Source organism: Thalassobacterium maritimum, from assembly GCF_031127805.1.
Classification (GTDB): Bacteria; Verrucomicrobiota; Verrucomicrobiia; order Opitutales; family Coraliomargaritaceae; genus Thalassobacterium; species Thalassobacterium maritimum.
Genome location: NZ_JARXHW010000009.1, coordinates 70,084 through 83,989, shown reverse-complemented (window position 1 = coordinate 83,989; position 13,906 = coordinate 70,084). Strand labels below are relative to the sequence as shown.

The window sequence follows — 13,906 nt, the reverse complement described above, 5'->3', positions numbered from 1 at the left end:
TAAAAATTAGCGTTTAACCTCTTACAAGGCGGCTAAAGCTGCGTTGAAGGTTTCACTTGGGCGCATCGCAGCCTGTGCTTTTTCCAGCACTGGACGGTAGTAACCGCCGATGTTCATAGCGACACCCTGTGCCGAGTTGAGCTCATCCACGATCTTTGCCTCGTTGGCAGCCAATGCCTCTGCAAGTGGTGCGAAACGAGCTTTCAACTCAGCATCCTTATCTTGCGCAGCCAAGGCTTCCGCCCAGTAGAGCGCGAGGTAGAAATGACTGCCACGATTGTCGAGTTCGTTCACCTTACGCGAGGGCGACTTGTTCTCGGTCAAGAACTTGGTGTTGGCCACGTCCAAGGTATCTGCAAGCGTTTGCGCCTTAGCATTGTCAAAGACCGCCGACAAGTGCTCCAGAGACACACCCAGCGCCAAGAACTCGCCCAGCGAATCCCAACGGAGGTGGTTTTCCTTCTCAAACTGTTGCACGTGCTTCGGTGCCGAACCGCCCGCACCTGTTTCGAAGAGACCGCCACCATTCATGAGTGGTACGATCGAAAGCATCTTAGCACTGGTGCCCAGCTCTAGGATTGGGAACAAATCGGTCAGGTAGTCACGTAACACGTTACCTGTTACAGAAATGGTGTCCTCACCAGCCTTGGCGCGCTCCAGCGTGACACGTGTCGCTTCAACCGGGCTCAGGATACGAATATCCAAACCTTCGGTATCGTGATCCTTCAAGTATGTGTTCACCTTCTCGATCAACTGCGCATCGTGCGCACGCGCCGCGTCGAGCCAGAAAATGGCTGGCGCTCCGGTTGCACGAGCACGATTCACTGCAAGTTTCACCCAATCACGGATCGGTGCATCTTTGGCTTGGCAAGCACGCCACACATCGCCTTTCGCGACTTGGTGCTCGAAGAGCACATTGCCCGCAGCATCCACCACGCGCACCGTGCCATCGGCAGGAATTTCAAATGTCTTATCGTGCGAGCCATACTCTTCTGCTTTCTGAGCCATCAGACCGACATTGGGCACAGTGCCCATGGTCTTCGGATCAAAAGCGCCATTCTTTTTGCAGAATTCAACGGTTTCCGCATACACGCCAGCATAGCAACGATCAGGGATCACAAAATTGGTGTCTTGCTGCTCCCCAGCGGCGTTCCACATTTGACCCGAGCTACGGATAGCTGCCGGCATAGACGCATCGATGATCACATCGCTCGGCACATGTAGATTAGTGATGCCCTTGTCAGAATCAACCATCGCGATCGCAGGACTGTTACTGTAGACAGCGTCTAAATCAGCCTCAATCGCCGCCTTTTCTGCAGCAGGTAGAGTTGCGATCTTAGCATAAAGATCGCCAAGACCGTTCTTCACATCCACACCGAGCTTTGCGATGGTGTCGGCGTATTTCTCAAAAACGTCTTTATAGAAGACTTCGACGGCATGGCCGAAAATGATGGGGTCCGAGACCTTCATCATCGTCGCCTTCATGTGCAGTGAAAAGAGCACACCCGCTTTCTTAGAAGCTTCGATTTGCTCCGCGAGGAATGTGCGCAATGCTTTTGCACTCATAAAAGTGCCATCGAGCACTTCGCCCGCTTGCAGAGCCAAACCCTCTTTCAAAACAGTGGTGCTACCGTCGGCAGCAACCAACTCAATCTTGGCAGTGGTCGCCTCAGGCAGTGTGACCGACTTTTCGTTGGCATAAAAATCTGAATCCGGCATGCTCGACACAGTCGACTTGGAATCCGCGGACCAAGCACCCATGCGGTGAGGATTGTTTTTAGCATACTGCTTAACTGCAGCCGCCGCACGACGATCCGAGTTACCTTCACGTAGAACTGGATTCACCGCACTGCCACGCACTCGGTCGTAGGCAGCCTGAATCGCTTTTTCTTCATCACTCTTGGCATCACTCGGATAATCCGGCAGCGCAAAGCCCTGTGCCTGTAACTCTTTGATGCACGCAATCAACTGCGGCATCGAAGCCGAAATATTTGGCAACTTAATGATATTAGCGTCCGGAGCCTTCGCCAAATCACCTAACTCGGCGAGGTGATCTGCGGTCTTTTGATCGGCTGGCAAAAACTCTGACAGGCTCGCCAATACGCGGCCTGCCAGCGAGATGTCGCGCGTTTCAACAGCGACTCCAGCCGCAGCTGTATATGCCTCGATAATCGGCAATAAGGAGTGCGTGGCCAAGGCCGGCGCTTCGTCCGTGATAGTGTAGATGATTTTTGCTTTGTCGCTCATAGTAGTAAAATTTCTGATAGCAGCTTGCAGATGGTTTACGCTTTTAACTTCGCGCAAAACTTAACCAAACGATCCAAGCCCTTTTCAATGACGTCGTCGGAGGTGGCATAGCTCAAACGAATGTAACCCGGCGCACCAAAGCCCTCACCAGGCACCACGGCCACCTTCTCTTCCTCTAGGATGCGGGCCGCAAATTCGGCAGCACTCAAACCGATTTTTTCAATGTTTGGAAATAAGTAGAAAGCACCCTGCGCCCGAGCGCACTCGATACCATCGATACCGCGCAGACCTTCCAAGAGTGTGAGACGACGACGGTCGAAGACGGTCAACATTTCGTTCACTGCAGCCATCGATTGATCCCAGTTTTGCATAGCAGCCAGTGCGCCATACTGGGCAAAGGTAGTCGCGTTAGAGCTGGTTTGACTTTGCAAACTCGCGACTGCTTTAGCCACTGCGGGAGGCGCCATCAGGGTGCCAAGGCGCCAACCTGTCATGGAAAAAGTCTTACTAAAGCCAGCCACAGTGATCACAGCATTCGCGGCTTCCTTAGAAAATGACGCAGGGCTCACATGCTTGACACCATCATAGAGCAAATACTCATAAATCTCGTCGGACATGATGTAGATGCCAGCTTCCAGCGCTACCTCAGTCAGAGCTTGCAACTCTTCCGATGAATAAATCGCGCCCGTTGGGTTGGACGGGCTGTTGATGATCATCAAGCGTGTCTTAGGCGTAATGGCTGCGCGCAATTGATCCGGAGTGATTTTAAAGCCATTATCCAAACCTGCAAAGATAGTCTTAGGCACCCCACCTGCCAGTTTCACCATTTCAGGGTAGCTCACCCAATAAGGCGCAGGAATGATCACTTCATCCCCAGGGCTGATCACAGCGAGAATCGCCAAGTAGCAAGAGTACTTTCCGCCGGGGCTGACCACACACTGTGCCGCAGTCACCCCCTCAACACCTTGATTGCGATATTTTTCCGCGAGCGCGTCACGCAAAGCAGGAATCCCTGGAGCGGGCGCATACTTCGTCTTGCCCTCCTGAATGGCCTGGATGCAGGCCTCTTTAATGAACTCAGGTGTATCAAAATCGGGCTCACCCGCACCGAAGCCACATACGTCTTCGCCTGCAGCCTTGAGTTCTTTGGCCTTAGCATCGACGGCGAGAGTAGGAGATGGAGCGATGTTACTCGCCCAAGTAGAGAGTTTAGCTTGCTGTGACATAGGTAGAATAAATAAAAAAACGCTCTCGTAGCACCGATATAAACAGTGCTACGAGAGCGCAGAATCAAAACTTTTGCGTGGCTAAAAGCAAGCCTTGCCTAAGATTCGTATAAAAAGTGGCACTACTTCTTCGAAGTCTTACGCTTCGCCGCTTTCTTCTTCACCGACTTTTTGGCGGCTTTCTTAGCCGCAACCTTGCGAACCGATGGAGCCTTCACAGACTTTTTAGCCACCTTCTTCGCTGTTTTCTTCACGGCCTTCTTCGCTGCTTTCTTCTTAACAGCAGTTTTCTTAACAGCTTTCTTTTTTACAGCCTTCTTCGCCACCGTCTTCACCGCCTTTTTTGCAGCTTTCTTAGCGACAGTTTTCTTCACAGCAGTTTTCTTAGCGACCTTCTTTTTCACCGTCTTCTTGGTGGCTACTTTCTTCTTTGCTACTTTCTTTACAGCCTTCTTGGGCGCTTTCTTTACAGCCTTCTTTACAGTCTTCTTGGCCGCTTTCTTTACAGCCTTCTTCTTGCTAGTAACTTTGCGAGCTTGCTTCTTTTTAGCCACTTTCTTTTTAGCGACCTTGCTGGCCGGCTCAAAATCAGGAAGATCATCTGGCAGAGAATCCAAAGCAGCCCGCAACAATTCGCCTACGCTCACCTTCTTGCGCTGGCTCATCTTAACCAAGCCTTGGCGCAACTCATCTGACAAACGCACCGAAATTTGCCGGTGCGCTGTATTCGCAAACTTCAATTCTGAAGCCTTCAAATGACTAACCGCATAACGAACCACCTCACTTACGGAACGGGCTCCAGTTTTAACTTGAAGTTCCTTAAGCTTAACCAGTAGGTCCTGCCTAATATCAAAAGTTAGTGGTGTAGTAGTTTTGCTGCTCATAATCAATGTGTTACGTTTGCATAAACGCTGTTTCGAATAATGAGCAAGTCAACATAATTTCACCAAACGTGACAATGCTTCAATAAGGTGATAACCCCATAAAACAGTAACGCCGAATAAATTCTACAAATCCTCCATTATGTAGGCTTCAAAATCACCCGCAGCCCGCATAGATAGTGGCGAAAACAACTCGCGGTCCAAAGATATACCTACCGAAGCAGACTCCACATCAAAGGTGGTGCGATCCTTGCTCGGGTATTCCGTAAGCGTAATACGCTTAACAATGTACTGCTCCTGCACTTTCTGAAAACTCTCTACCGCAAAGCGTGATGCCACCTCCTCATCAGTATCCATCACCTCAATACGCCACAAAGCATTATAAGTATCATCCAAACCCACCCGCACACCGGAAATCCCACGAGCGGCACTCGCAGAACCTTCGGGAGGATGCATTAAAAATTGCTGCGCCACGCGCGTAGCCCCCACCAAGGTGGGCCCCTCATAAGTGAACTGCTCCCAATACACGAAAGGCATTTGCAGGTCAAAGGGAGAATACAGCAAGTCCGGCAAGATTGGCTCAAACAGCGCCTGCCCTTGCACTAACCGAAAAGACTCACTCTCGGAACGTCTCAACCACACCTGCGGCGACACACCGTTCTGAATAATCAGCTCCACAACTTGCGGTGCCTCCACGGGCGCAACTGAACTCTTGCCGACAGGTTCCACCCGGAAGCGAGTAATTGGCCCCAAATCATTCCAAGAACCCCACATCGTGCCTTGATAGCGCACCGTGCGCGCACGACGTGGCTTGTGCTCCAGCTCGAACTCAAAACAAAAGTCACCATCCAGGCGTTGCCGGCGAAACGCCTCCAAGCGCTGCGCGCCCTCTTCGACATCGATATGCGGCATCAGGCGCGAAGAGCGATCCTCGCGCTCCCCACCTGCACGTTGTGCATTTAATGACGAGCAGGCACAAAAAAGGCCAGCCGCGGATAAACCGACCACAGCTGACCTTCTTAAAAGAGAATAAAAAAAAGTTTTCTTAAATCGCATTAATTCGTAGCGGGCAACAGATCACTCGCAGCGGCATCGATGGATTCGACAGCCTCTTCGACCTGAGCTTCAACTTCTGCAGCACCTGCTTCTACAGACTCCACAACTGCCTCAGAAGTTCCCTCCACGGCATCTGCGGTAGACGACACTTCCGCAGCAAGGCTATCAGCTGCATTCGCAGCCTCCTCAGCGCCAGCTGTAGCAGCCACATTCGCAGATTCGACGACCTCAGTAATTGTTTCTGCGACTGACTCTTCTTCCTTAGAAGAAATGAGTGTGCTCATATCGACTTCAGCCACCGCATTCGCGGCCTGCGCTTGATAAAGCAGGTAAAGTCCCAACGCCACCAAGAAAAAAGCGATGATGCCGTAAACCGTACCCTTCGTCAGAATGTTATTCGTATCCGAACCGAAGGCAGACTCTGCTGCTCCGCCACCGAGCGCAGCTCCCATACCGCCACTCTGACTAGTGCGCTGCATGAGCACGATTAGAATGACAAATGCCGAGATCAGCAAGAGGACGAGAGTTAAAAGACTGATGAGTAATGTGCTCATAATGGTAAGCCGTTGATAATGAGAAAAGCAGGGTAAAATGCCAAGCCTTGCACTGAGTTCAAGCGAAAAGGAAGGATTGCAGCTCGAACATCAAGCCCCAATCTAATAAATAGTCATTCAAATAAGGCTCAAGCCTTATGCTTCGCGGTCCGCAAGCGCTCTTCCAGCAATTGCATATCACCCGGAATCTTGGACTGAAACTTCACTTTCTTACGGCTGCTAGGGTGCACAATACCGATGGTCGCCGCATGTAATGCCTGACGCTTAAAGCCATATGGCAACTTGGCCCCCTTCTTGGCGACTGCCTTTTGGGTGCTCGGATGATAAATACGATCTCCAACCAGCGGCAGACCGTTGGCAGCGGCTTGTATGCGAATTTGATGCTTCAATCCCGTCTCCAGACGAATGCGCAACTTGGACACATGGTGACGCTCAAAAACCTCTTCCACCTGATAGTGCGTAATCGCCTGAGTCGCCCCATCCGCGGGCCCGTCAACCAGTTGTTGATTGTAACCACGCTCATCCAACTGCAAGTAATTCGTCCAAGTGCCCTGCGGCTGTGACGCGTCCCCATCGCCATAGGCAATGTACTCACGCAGAAAGTCATGACTTCGCAGCTGCTTGATCAGATTCTGCCGCGCAGTATCATTCAATGCCACGCACAAGAGACCACTGGTATATTGGTCCAAACGATGGACCGGGAGTGGCTTCACTGCGTCGGGCGAACCAAAGAAACTGCGTCGCGTGGCCTCACCACGTGAATCATTCAAATAGTTAGCCAAGACCTCGATGGCCGAGATTTTCCCCTGCTTATCAGTCGGCACTGAGAGCAAGCCCGACTCCTTATCCACAATCGCCAAATCGCTATCGAGGTAAACCAAGACCAGCTTCGGATGAATCCGCTTACGGTGCCCCCAGGCCACGGCCGACTTTTCTGGCGTGCCGAGCGTCAAGGAAGCGCCCGGATCTGACAAACGCAGCCCCGCCTTCGTCACCACACGCCCGTCCAAGCAAAAGCGCCCCGATGCGATCCACTCCTTCAGTCGCTTACGTGGAGAATCAGGGCATAGCTGCGCCGCCCAATCAAGGAGCGTCTTTTCGTTTTGGTTAGAGTCATCTGTCATCGATACACAGTGCGCCAAGTCTAGCGCAGGCAAGCAAGCTCATTCAGCCAAAGAAAAAGCCCCCTCGGCGAACCGAGAGGGCTTTGAAAAATAAGATTTCTTTACGATCTAATTTGGTAAAACCAAATTAGAAGGAGAAGATAAGCTCAACAGCACCTTGAAGGCCGTCGAAGTCATCACCTGCGAAAGCAGCGTTGTCTGTGTCGAACTCACCGTCAACATAGCTAACTTCAGTCACAAGGAAGAGGTTATCTGTGAAAGCATAACCGTGAGCCAATGTGAACTTCATTGCATCAGCTTCAAGATCGACTGCTGTGCCAGCAACATCGAGGTCAGCTTCATGATCTGTGTATGTGAAACGACCTGTGATAGATGCTTGATCGCTGTAAGCGAAGTTAGCCATCAAGAGGAATTGAAGCACTTCTTCGTTAGCTGCAAAAGTATTTGCAGAAGTACCGAAGCCATTGTCGATAGCTGTTTCAACACCAATTGCACCCAATGTAGCACCCGACTCCAAGTCACCGTAGTTGACTTCAGCAGCGAAGATCCAAGCACCTGTTTCGAAAGTAACGTATGCGTTGATTGCGTAGTTGTCTACGTCATCACCATTCTCGTATACACCACCCAAGAAACCAGTGAGGCCTTCAGCGAGGATCACAGAACCAGCAGCTTCAACAGCGTATGTCGAATCGGGGTTACCACCGAATGCGTCGCTACCGTTGTCGTAAGCTTCGTCTTGAAGAGAAAGACCGAAGAATGTAGTGTCTGATTCGTGTGTGTATTTAACACCTTGTGCATAGCCAGGAAGCACAGATGTATCACCAATCAACATATCGTATCCGAAGGAATACTGATACAAACCAGTTGGCTCAAATGCTTCGAAACCGAGCATAGAAGCGTAACGGCCTGCAGTCACTGCGCTGCCACCATCCATGTGGTATGTAACGAACGCTTGCTCAACTTCTGTTGTGGAATCATCGTTGTCTTCGTAATCGAAGTCAATTTGAGCTGTAACAGTGTCGAAATCGAACAACCAGCTGATCTCAACCTGATCGATTGCGAAGCTGTTTTCGTTACCCTCATCACCAGCGAACTCGCTGTCAGTGTGAGTGTAAGACATATCTACGAAGCCTTCGAAAGAAAGGAAGTCGTTTACAACGATTTCCGCAGTCGAAAAGCTAGAAGCTGCAACAAATGCAGATGCGATAGCAATTTTGTTTTTCATATTGTGTGTTTGTTTTGTGTTTTGTTTGTTTGTCTCAACCTCAAACAAGTCAGCGAAATTGCTGACGAAATTGAGGTTAAAAGTATCTATAGCTAAAAATGAGTTCGATCCAATCGACAACAAATAATAACTAAAAAATTAAGAAAAGACTAAGAGCGAGGAGCTAGGGCAAACGCTGGCGTGAAACTGCAGCTTTATCAACTACAGGTGAAGCACTGAAGTCAGGCTTTTCGACCGCGACCACACGCCCCTTTTTAAAAGAAATTTTACCATGCATTCCAGTGCTGGTATCGCGCAAACTGGTCTCATACCAATAGACCTTATCCACACGTGGCTTAAGAGAATCAAGCGAACGCGGAGGATAGCCCAGCAATTCGATCACCTTCTCTTCAGTCACACCGCGCTTAATACCAGCCCACTGCTCTTCCTGAGTCCAACGAAGGTTACGCCACGCGCTGCCTGCTAAAATGTCGAAAGTGGCGCCATTCCCCAGAACCGAAGAATTGGCAACATTCCCAGCACCAGAAGAAGCAACTGTATTGGCTGCCAACACTTTAACTTCTTTAGTCTCTTGCTCGGTGTCGGCTAGGCGTTGCTCCAACTGCAACAGACGCTGCTCCAGTAGCGCAATGCGAGCTGCCTCCGAACCTGCTGGACCTGATCCTGAATCCGCGAAAGAGGACTGCAGAGGTAGGGACAGGGAGACAACAGACGCCGCAAGGGCAGATAGATTAAATAAACTGATACGCATATTTGCCTCACCTTCATGGTTAGTACCGAATTTTTGGCAAGGAAAAAGTAGCATGCTTAATGTAAATGAACCCAACTCAAGAGAATCCATTGACGCACAAAGCAGGTAGCGATACTAGCTACACCCATGAGCCTTCAGCGCACCTACATACTCACCGGAGCTTGCTTCGCACTAGCGTCAGTAACATTAGGCGCATTCGGAGCACATGCACTAGAGAGCCGCCTCGCAACAGCGGGCACCCAAGCCACCTGGGAGACAGCAGTGGACTACCAGATGTGGCACGCACTGGCACTGTTAATTGTCGCGAGCTACAAGTGCGCAGGGAGGGCCCAACGCTTGGCACTTCTATGTTTCTCCATCGGGATCCCCCTCTTCTCTGGCTCGCTCTACTGGCTCGCACTCGGCGGACCACGCTGGTTAGGCCCCATCACACCCCTCGGTGGCCTCGCATTCATTATTGGCTGGGCGGCGCTAATCGTCGCAGCACTCAAAATGAAGCATGAATAAGATTCGAGCGGAGCATGTGTTAAACTCATGCAAAACCCGCAAAACAAATTTGCTCCAAATCGCTTCACGTGTAAGCTTCCACGTCTATGTCAAATACACTCGATTCCCTCAAAGAACTCACCACAGTAGTCGCAGATACTGGCGACTTTGAAACACTCGCGGCCTATACGCCACAGGATGCGACCACAAATCCTTCGCTCATCCTCAAAGCACTGCAAAAAGCGGAATATGCCAGCGTGCTCGAGGACGCCATCCAGTCCACGACCGAATCCACAGCAACTGGCGAAGAACGTATTGACCTCGTCATCGACCACCTGCTGGTCGGCTTCGGCCTCAAGATTCTGGAGATCGTGCCAGGGCGTGTTTCGACCGAAGTGGATGCCCGTTTGTCTTTCGACACAGAAGCCACCGTAGCCAAAGCCCGCGAATTGATCGCTCTTTACGAAGCCGCAGGCATCCAGCGCGAGCGCGTGCTAATCAAAATCGCATCCACTTGGGAAGGCATACGCGCCGCTGAAATACTACAGCAAGAAGGCATACGCTGTAACATGACACTCCTCTTCTCGCTCGCCCAAGCCGTGGCCTGCGCCGAAGCGGGCGCGCAACTCATATCCCCCTTTGTCGGACGCATCCTAGACTGGTATAAAGCCAACACCGACACCAGCTACGACCGCTCCAACGACCCTGGCATTCTAAGCGTCAAGGAAATCTACACCTATTATAAAAAGTTCGGCTATGAAACCGAAGTCATGGGAGCCAGCTTCCGCAACCTCGGCGAAATCCTGGAACTGGCAGGCTGCGATCTACTCACGATCAGCCCGAACCTACTGGAAGAGCTACAAGGCATGGACGAAGCCGTCGAACGCAAACTAGACGCTCAAAGCGCCAAGAGTGCCGACATCGAGCGCCTGGACGTAAGTGAGAAATCCTTCCGCTGGCTCATGAACGAAGACGCCATGGCGACCGAAAAGCTCTCGCAAGGCATCCGCGTATTCGGTCAGGACATGGTCAAGGTGCGCGAAATCGTAGCGAATAAACTGTAGCGATCTCGCGCTGGCGAGGTCTCGGGAAACGTCCAACGTTCAACGTTCAACGTCCAATGTTGAATTCCTGGCCGCACAGACGCGACTGGCGTCGCATCGCTACAAAAAAACACAGCACCGTAGCGAACTCGCGCTACTTGTCCGCCGAAGCTCGGAGAGCGAAGGTGGAGCGAGGTCTCGGGGAACGTCGAACATCCAACGCTCAACATCCAATGTTGAATTCCTGGCCGCACAGGACGCGACTGGCGTCGCATCGCTACAAAAAAAACACAGCACCGTAGCGAACTCGCGCTACTTGTGCGCCGAAGCTCGGAGAGCGAAGGTGGAGCGAGGTCTCGAGGAACGTCGAACATCCAACGCTCAACGTCCAATGTTGAATTCCTGCCCCGAACAGGACGCGACTGGCGTCGCATCGCTACAGACAAAAATGACTCCTGAGATTGCCTTTCGCGTCAGCAACGGCATCACTGCCACGCATGCCTTACGAACACACTTCCACCCGCCGTATCGAGTTTTCGGAAACCGACATGGCGGGACTTGTCCATTTCTCTAATTTTTTTAAGTACATGGAAACGGCCGAACGCGACTTTTTCGAAGCCGCGGGTGTAGACCTCATTCGTACAAAGCCAGGCGAACTGGTCGGCTGGCCACGCGCCCGAGCGGAGTGTAAATTCTCTGCACCACTGCGCTTTGGCGATACCATCGACATCCACCTCGCTGTCAAATCGGTTAAAGATCGAGCGATCGACTACCAGTTCCGCATTTTCCGCCACAATCAAGATGGCTCCCGCACACAGGCTGGTAAAGGGCACATGACAACGATCTTAGCGCAACTGTGCGAAGACGGCGCACTCAAATCTGTCGAGTTACCCGAGCACGTGCGCGCACGCATCACTGAAGCACCGGCCGAAGTGCTCCAACGACCTAAGGGGGTTTAAGCCCAATATAAACCAATGAAACCACACGCACTCATCACTAACGACGACGGCATTCAGTCCGCCTTTCTTCACCGCCTCGTCGAGGCGCTGCTCCCGCATTTTCGTGTTTCGGTCGCTGCGCCTGCCTTTGAGCAAAGCTGGACCGGCCGTTGCATGACGCGCCACGGCGAGATTGAAGTCATCGACAGCCCATCCTATTTCGCAGCTGGCGTACAAGCCTGGGCCATTAGCGGAACTCCCTCAGACTGCGTCAATATAGCACTCGGCAATTTATTGCCCGAAAAGCCAGACATCGTATTATCGGGTATCAATATCGGATTCAATACCACCGAAACTTTAATCCTCAGCTCGGGCACGGTCGCCGGTGCGATCGAGGGCGTACTGTGGGATTTACCCGCGATTGCCTTTAGCCAGAGTGTGCCCAACCACCTATTTGACTCCATCCGCGATGCGAATGGCCAAGGCAACGAAGCGTTTAATGCATCACTGAAAGAAGCCGCAGCCCATGCCGCCCAAATGGCTCTCGACACGCTCAAAAACAAATCCGCCTACATTGGCAGCGTCGTCAATATCAACTTCCCCCTGGAGACGACAGCAGATACTCCCGTGGTCGAAACCTTCCCAGCCAAGCTACAGCTCGGCAGTCTCTTCGCCGAAACGAGTCCAGGTAAATACAGTTTCCGGTATTCCGACGGCACGGTGGTCGAACCGCACCCCGAATCTGACCGCGCAGTGCTCGACAGCGGACGCATTAGCCGTAGCCTCTTAAACTTCTCCAGAATCGGCAGGCCTCAGGAATAATTCTTGCCTGTTGCGACTGTGAAAAATAGGCACTAGTTATGATTTTATTCTCCGCGCAGAGATGCACACAGTTTTTTCGACCCCTCGCCGTCCTTTTCTGCGGTCTGGCGATCTTCAGCTTACTTAGCCAAAGCACTCACGCACAAAGCAGTAACGACCTCTTTCGTGGCACTTGGCAGATCGAGACTCCGAACCAAGGGGCACTGGTCTTATTAGTCAAAAGCCAAGGGCGCGCCTCATATTTCTGGGGCGACAACAGCGACCGCAGCGTTTACCAAGGCAGCTGGAGTAGCACCGCAGAGAGCGCCACTCTACAGTGGTCCGACGGTAGCCAACACCGCATTCTACGCGACAAGCTAGGTTTCGCCATCACCCACCTCGACAATAGTGGCAATGAACGCTACACCGTAAAGGCCCAACAGGTCCCCTCCGAGATTCTAGGCCAATGGGCCAAAGCGCCCACGAAGGAGAGCCAACTAACCTCCGACCGTGACAAAGCAAAAGGCTACTTCGGCATTTGGAAGATCGGCCAATCTGATGCCGAAGCGGAGTATGTGCTCATCGAGCCTGATCGCTCCGCAGCCACCACCGCAGGCGGTCAAGACGGCCTACGCGGCTCCTGGGCCAAACAAGGCAGCGAACTGCATATCGCATGGGACAGCGGACAATACTCCATCCTCCGCCCAAACAAGCGTGAATTTAGCTACAAAATCATTGCAGCCGGACAAATCATTGAAGACGACGAAAGCGAAGTGCGCCCAGCGGCTCGCACCATCGAGAACAAAGTTCCGAGCGCATGGATGGCCAACTACCAGTCGGAACGCGAGGTTCACACTGGTGGCATTGCCTTTTCCAGTCGTAAAAACGCACTGGCGTTCTATCGCGGCAACTGGCTCATCAAGCTCTCAGACAACTCCTTTGAGCGCGTCGAAATCGCGCGTTTCGGGAATCTCAACACTTCACTGGATCGCAAGCTAGAGGGCGACTGGAGGATGCAAGGACAGGACATTTTCATGCGCTGGGACAATGGTATGCGCAAAATCCTAAGCCCCATCGGACGCGGCTTTGTCATCTACGAATACAAGCCAGGCCGCCCACTGGACGGCGTGCCCACACGCACTCGCGCCGCCGCCCCCACTGACAGCAGTAAACTTGCGGAGCACCTGAAAGGGCGTGCCGACGTAGCGCAGCAAATGATTACACTGGCCGAGGCCGCTGGCATCGACCCCGCTCAGCAACAAGACAGCGGCTGGGGACGCACCTTTGCACGCTGGGCATGGCCCTTTGGCGAAAACGAAGCCGCGCCCTCCCCCGACGCGATGCTGGCCGAGGAATACGAAGAAGCCCGCGAGACGGATCCATGGTGGTGGCCCTTCTGGAGCGAAAAAACCGCCCCCGCAACAAGCGAAGCCGACACAGCAGACGACAGCACGACCACAACTGCCGCAGCAACACCTGCTCCAAGTCCCGATGCCGCGACCCCAACAGCCGAGCCAGAAGCTCCCGCTGCGAAAAAATCCTCCGCCCGCGAATGGATCTGGCCCTTCTAAACC

Annotated in this window: 13 protein-coding genes; 5 read left to right on the top strand and 8 right to left on the bottom strand. The window is 52.3% G+C overall.

Features of this window, described 5'->3' with window-relative positions; all coding sequences use genetic code 11:
• Positions 1 to 21: 21 nt before the first annotated feature.
• The 8 genes from QEH52_RS05910 to QEH52_RS05875 form a co-directional block, all read right to left on the bottom strand.
• The gene (locus tag QEH52_RS05910; protein WP_308949170.1) at positions 22 to 2,247 is read right to left on the bottom strand and encodes an NADP-dependent isocitrate dehydrogenase; all 2,226 of its coding nucleotides are present in this window, start codon (positions 2,245 to 2,247) and stop codon (positions 22 to 24) included.
• 35 nt (positions 2,248 to 2,282) lie between these two features.
• The gene (locus tag QEH52_RS05905; RefSeq protein WP_308949169.1) at positions 2,283 to 3,473 is read right to left on the bottom strand and encodes a pyridoxal phosphate-dependent aminotransferase; all 1,191 of its coding nucleotides are present in this window, start codon (positions 3,471 to 3,473) and stop codon (positions 2,283 to 2,285) included.
• Positions 3,474 to 3,595: 122 nt separating this feature from the next.
• The gene (locus QEH52_RS05900) at positions 3,596 to 4,357 is read right to left on the bottom strand and encodes a CopG family transcriptional regulator (RefSeq protein WP_308949197.1); all 762 of its coding nucleotides are present in this window, start codon (positions 4,355 to 4,357) and stop codon (positions 3,596 to 3,598) included.
• Between the two features lie 123 nt (positions 4,358 to 4,480).
• Positions 4,481 to 5,266, bottom strand: coding sequence for a hypothetical protein (locus tag QEH52_RS05895; protein WP_308949168.1), 786 nt, complete (start codon positions 5,264 to 5,266; stop codon positions 4,481 to 4,483).
• Between the two features lie 143 nt (positions 5,267 to 5,409).
• Positions 5,410 to 5,964 carry a preprotein translocase subunit SecG gene (gene secG / locus QEH52_RS05890; RefSeq protein WP_308949167.1) on the bottom strand — a complete coding sequence of 185 codons (555 nt, stop codon included), beginning with the start codon at positions 5,962 to 5,964 and terminating at the stop codon, positions 5,410 to 5,412.
• 128 nt (positions 5,965 to 6,092) lie between these two features.
• Positions 6,093 to 7,088: an RluA family pseudouridine synthase gene (locus QEH52_RS05885; RefSeq protein ID WP_308949166.1), complete on the bottom strand. Its 996-nt coding sequence runs from the start codon at positions 7,086 to 7,088 to the stop codon at positions 6,093 to 6,095.
• A 127-nt stretch (positions 7,089 to 7,215) separates the two neighbouring features.
• Complete coding sequence (locus QEH52_RS05880; RefSeq protein ID WP_308949165.1) at positions 7,216 to 8,313, bottom strand: outer membrane beta-barrel protein; 1,098 nt, start codon at positions 8,311 to 8,313, stop codon at positions 7,216 to 7,218.
• 163 nt (positions 8,314 to 8,476) lie between these two features.
• Complete coding sequence (locus QEH52_RS05875; protein WP_308949164.1) at positions 8,477 to 9,064, bottom strand: hypothetical protein; 588 nt, start codon at positions 9,062 to 9,064, stop codon at positions 8,477 to 8,479.
• A 126-nt stretch (positions 9,065 to 9,190) separates the two neighbouring features.
• Here QEH52_RS05875 and QEH52_RS05870 point away from each other — a divergent pair, with 126 nt between their 5' ends.
• The 5 genes from QEH52_RS05870 (at position 9,191) to QEH52_RS05850 (ending at position 13,903) form a co-directional block, all read left to right on the top strand.
• Positions 9,191 to 9,571, top strand: a complete 381-nt coding sequence (locus QEH52_RS05870; protein WP_308949163.1) for a DUF423 domain-containing protein — start codon at positions 9,191 to 9,193, stop codon at positions 9,569 to 9,571.
• Positions 9,572 to 9,657: 86 nt separating this feature from the next.
• Positions 9,658 to 10,614, top strand: coding sequence for a transaldolase (gene tal / locus QEH52_RS05865; protein WP_308949162.1), 957 nt, complete (start codon positions 9,658 to 9,660; stop codon positions 10,612 to 10,614).
• A 476-nt stretch (positions 10,615 to 11,090) separates the two neighbouring features.
• On the top strand, positions 11,091 to 11,552 hold the full coding sequence (locus QEH52_RS05860) for an acyl-CoA thioesterase (protein ID WP_308949161.1): 462 nt from the start codon (positions 11,091 to 11,093) through the stop codon (positions 11,550 to 11,552).
• A 15-nt stretch (positions 11,553 to 11,567) separates the two neighbouring features.
• Positions 11,568 to 12,353 (top strand): 5'/3'-nucleotidase SurE, encoded by a 786-nt coding sequence (surE, locus tag QEH52_RS05855; protein ID WP_308949160.1) that lies wholly within the window; start codon positions 11,568 to 11,570, stop codon positions 12,351 to 12,353.
• Positions 12,354 to 12,391: 38 nt separating this feature from the next.
• Positions 12,392 to 13,903, top strand: coding sequence for a hypothetical protein (locus QEH52_RS05850; RefSeq protein WP_308949159.1), 1,512 nt, complete (start codon positions 12,392 to 12,394; stop codon positions 13,901 to 13,903).
• The last annotated feature ends 3 nt before the right edge of the window (positions 13,904 to 13,906 follow it).

Excerpts from the sequence above, each read along its gene's own strand:
- QEH52_RS05910 (WP_308949170.1), bottom strand. The coding sequence starts at position 2,247 with ATGAGCGACAAAGCAAAAATCATCTACACTATCACGGACGAAGCGCCG.
- QEH52_RS05905 (WP_308949169.1), bottom strand. The coding sequence starts at position 3,473 with ATGTCACAGCAAGCTAAACTCTCTACTTGGGCGAGTAACATCGCTCCA.
- QEH52_RS05900 (WP_308949197.1), bottom strand. The coding sequence starts at position 4,357 with ATGAGCAGCAAAACTACTACACCACTAACTTTTGATATTAGGCAGGAC.
- QEH52_RS05895 (WP_308949168.1), bottom strand. The coding sequence starts at position 5,266 with ATGCCGCATATCGATGTCGAAGAGGGCGCGCAGCGCTTGGAGGCGTTT.
- secG (WP_308949167.1), bottom strand. The coding sequence starts at position 5,964 with ATGAGCACATTACTCATCAGTCTTTTAACTCTCGTCCTCTTGCTGATC.
- QEH52_RS05885 (WP_308949166.1), bottom strand. The coding sequence starts at position 7,088 with ATGACAGATGACTCTAACCAAAACGAAAAGACGCTCCTTGATTGGGCG.
- QEH52_RS05880 (WP_308949165.1), bottom strand. The coding sequence starts at position 8,313 with ATGAAAAACAAAATTGCTATCGCATCTGCATTTGTTGCAGCTTCTAGC.
- QEH52_RS05875 (WP_308949164.1), bottom strand. The coding sequence starts at position 9,064 with ATGCGTATCAGTTTATTTAATCTATCTGCCCTTGCGGCGTCTGTTGTC.
- QEH52_RS05870 (WP_308949163.1), top strand. The coding sequence starts at position 9,191 with ATGAGCCTTCAGCGCACCTACATACTCACCGGAGCTTGCTTCGCACTA.
- tal (WP_308949162.1), top strand. The coding sequence starts at position 9,658 with ATGTCAAATACACTCGATTCCCTCAAAGAACTCACCACAGTAGTCGCA.
- QEH52_RS05860 (WP_308949161.1), top strand. The coding sequence starts at position 11,091 with ATGCCTTACGAACACACTTCCACCCGCCGTATCGAGTTTTCGGAAACC.
- surE (WP_308949160.1), top strand. The coding sequence starts at position 11,568 with ATGAAACCACACGCACTCATCACTAACGACGACGGCATTCAGTCCGCC.
- QEH52_RS05850 (WP_308949159.1), top strand. The coding sequence starts at position 12,392 with ATGATTTTATTCTCCGCGCAGAGATGCACACAGTTTTTTCGACCCCTC.